Genomic DNA, 3308 nt, shown 5'->3' with positions numbered 1-3308 from the left:
TAAGAGAACGAGCACGTCTATACGGGCTATGCCACCCCATGCCGGGATGTCCGCTACCTGCACCGCTGCTCGAGCGCCGTGCCGCCCCGCCCCATGCCGGAACGTGCCGGGCCGTACTGGACGGTACTGGACCGTCCTCGCCCACCATGCGCCTACCACGATCAAGACTCGGGCGGGCCCGGATCCAGGCCCCGACCGCGGCCTCCAACGCCGTACGGTCCACACGTACCAGCACCCGCCAGATCGCCACCGGGCCTGGGATCCGCCCGGGCACAGCCTCTCGTGGCGAACGTGAGGCGTCGAGAACTTCATGATCGACGAGGTGGGCGTACCTGCCGTGCATCCGTCTCCGGTGCGCCGTCGGTATCCGGCCAGGTCACAGGCCATGCTTTGACTACAGCCAGAAATGATCAAGACGGGCTATTGACTACGAAATAGCCTTGGCCTACATTCATCCCGCCGAAGCCTGGCCGGACAGCCATCGAGGTTCAGCGGGAAATCGGAGCCCAGCATGACTTCGGGAAGGCGTACAGCGCGCTCGCGATCGGGCAGCCACACTGCGGCCAGCTTGACGGTTCGTGATGTTTGTCGAGGTCCGTCGACGTTTACTGGCTTAGGTCGACGGGCCTCTGTCGTCCGTGGGCGTCCGCTGGTGTCCACCCATGTTGCTGTCAACGGGCGCGGTCAGGCTCGACGTCAGACGCGGCACTGCTTGGATGCACTGACTCTGTCTGCCAACCGTGCGTTGGCGCGTCTCGTATTCGTTCATCTCATGGAGCTGTTCCCTCCCTGCGCTGTGATCGTCAGCAGCGGAAAGGATAACTGGTGGATCACGCAGCGAAGAGGCGCACTTCGATGTCCGGGTGGACGTGTCCACGGAGCTGGACCTGCACGAATCACTGCCGCCCGCTACGGCGTGGATTCGCCTTGGTCAAGGTCCGGATTGACCTGTAGCGGAGGGTGGATGTCGGGTAGTTTGTGTGCCCATGGGGGTAATACGGTCAGTGTTCGTCAGCCACACCTCGGACATGGCTAGGTTCCCGGGCGGCCGGTCGTTTGTGCGGGCGGCGATCGATGCCGTGTCGAAGGCGGGTCACCGTGCGGTGGATATGGCGTATTTCGCGGCACGAGATGAAGAACCGGCCTATTTCTGTGTGCAACAGGTTACCGCGTGTAATATTTATGTCGGGCTGATCGGTCTGCGCTACGGATCGTTGGTACCGGATGGCGGCGGGGTGTCGTATACGGAGCTGGAGTTCCAGACAGCGACGCGGCTAGGTATCCCCCGGCTGGTGTTCCTGTTGGATGAGGACGTTTCACTGCCGGACGAGTTGGCGGATGTGCCGGGCGGGCCGGTGGATGGTTTCCGGAAACGGTTGCAGTCAGGCGATCTGATCACTGCCGGGTTTCGCACCGCTGACGGCGTAGAAGCGGCGGTGATCCTTGCGCTAAGCCAGCTTGACCTGGATCGTGACGTCCGCTCGGGGCGCGGTATGGACGGGCGTGCAAATGGCGGGGTGACGCGGCCGTGGATGGTGCCGGCCGCACCTGCAGCGGCGGTGGCGCGACCGGAGGTGCTCGATCCGCTGACCACTGCTGTGCTCGCGGAGGGTGATAGCACGGTGGGTGTGGCGACGGCGGTCGAGGGGGCGGGCGGGTTCGGTAAGACGACGCTGGTGCAGATGGTGTGCGCCTCGGCGCGGGTACGAGATCGGTTTGCCGGTGGGGCGCTCTGGGTGACGATTGGGGAACACACTGCCGGGGCCGATCTCGCGGGGCTGGTCAACGGTTTGTGTGAGGTTTTGTCGGGTATGGCGGGGACGTCGTCGGATCCGATGGTCGCCGGGACCCGGTTGGGTGCGCTGTTGGACGACCGGCCAGCGACTCTGCTGGTGGTGGATGACGTGTGGGAACGGGGTCAGCTCGCGCCGTTCCTGCTCGGCGGGCAGCGATGCCGGCGGCTGGTGACGACCCGTATTCGGGGGGTCGTCCCGGCTGGTGCGGTGTCGGTTCTGGTTGATCAGATGGAACAGGAGCACGCCCGGCGGACGATCACAGCCGGAGTGGACGGGGTGCCGGCGGCGACGGTCGACCGTCTGATGCGGGTGACGGGCCGCTGGGCGGTACTGCTGGGTCTCGTGAACGCTCAGCTGGTCGACCTGATCGGTGACGGGGTGGACGTGCGGGAAGCGGCGGTGTGGGTCGCTGGCCGGTTGGAGCTGGAGGGTCCGACGGTGCTGGATGTGGACGATGCGCGATCTCGGGGTCAGGCGGTGGCCGCGACGGTGGAGGCGAGTCTCACGCGGCTGTCCGGGTCGGAGCGGGATCTGCTGGTCGAGCTGGCGATTTTCCCGGAGGACGCGGAGATCCCGGCGTCGGTGCTGGCGCTGCTGTGGGGTCACGACGATGCCCTGAGCGCGCAGGAGAGCGAGCGGCTGCGGAGAAAGCTCGTGCGGCTGCGGCTCGTGCAGCAACGGTGGGTCGATGGGGAGCCCGCGATCGCCTTGCATGACGTGCTCCGGGCTTACCTCGGCCGGCGGCTTGCCCCTGCGGACGCAGTGTCGGGTCAGGGGCGGCTCGTCGCCGCCGCACGGCGGTTGTGCGCGGCGCCGAACACGCAACTTCCGGACACACGGACGGCCTGGTGGATGCTGCCGGACAGCGCGGGTTACCTGTGGCGACATGTGGTCGGCCATCTGGTCGAGGCTGGACTGTTTGATGAGGCGGCGGCGCTTGCCGGTGACCTGCGGTGGGTGGAAGCCAAGACCCGACGGTTCGGCTCGACGGTGGGGGCCGAAGCGGATCTGGCACTCGTCGCAACACCGACGGCGGAGATGCTGCGGCGAGCGTTGTGCCAGGAAGCGCATTTGCTGACGCCGCTCGACCCGCCCACGGGGCTCGGCGCCACGCTGGCGAGCAGGCTTGCGGGCGTCACGGGGCTCGAACAGGCCGTCGCTTCATACCGTGACCATCTGCCGCGTCCGCGACTCGACAACATCTGGCCGCTGCCCGACCTGCCAAGCCCGACTCTGCGACGAACCCTCGATCACAACGGTTGGGTGTTCGGGTGTGTGTTTTCTCCGGATGGGACGTTGTTGGCCACCGCGTCCGGTGACCGGATGGTGCGGCTGTGGGATGTGGCCGCCGGTACCGAGCGGACCGTGTTCGACGGCCATACCGATAAGGCGCTCAGGTGTGTGTTTTCTCCGGATGGGGCGTTGTTGGCCACTACCTCGGAGGATCGGACGGTGCGGCTGTGGGACGTAGCAGCCGGCACTGAAAGGACCGTGTTCGACGGCCACGCCGCA

At 66.4% G+C, this 3308-nt stretch carries 1 protein-coding gene; it reads left to right on the top strand.

All coding sequences use genetic code 11. The features are described 5' to 3' along the window. Positions 1 to 986: 986 nt before the first annotated feature. Positions 987 to 3308: DUF4062 domain-containing protein (locus U9980_RS25945; RefSeq protein WP_322770329.1), on the top strand; the 2322-nt coding region annotated here is incomplete at its 3' end.

Source organism: Protofrankia sp. Cr1 (genome assembly GCF_963555865.1).
Classification (GTDB): domain Bacteria; phylum Actinomycetota; class Actinomycetes; order Frankiales; family Frankiaceae; genus Protofrankia.
The sequence above is the reverse complement of the archived record's forward strand: the minus strand, read 5'-3'. Positions and strand labels throughout refer to the sequence as shown.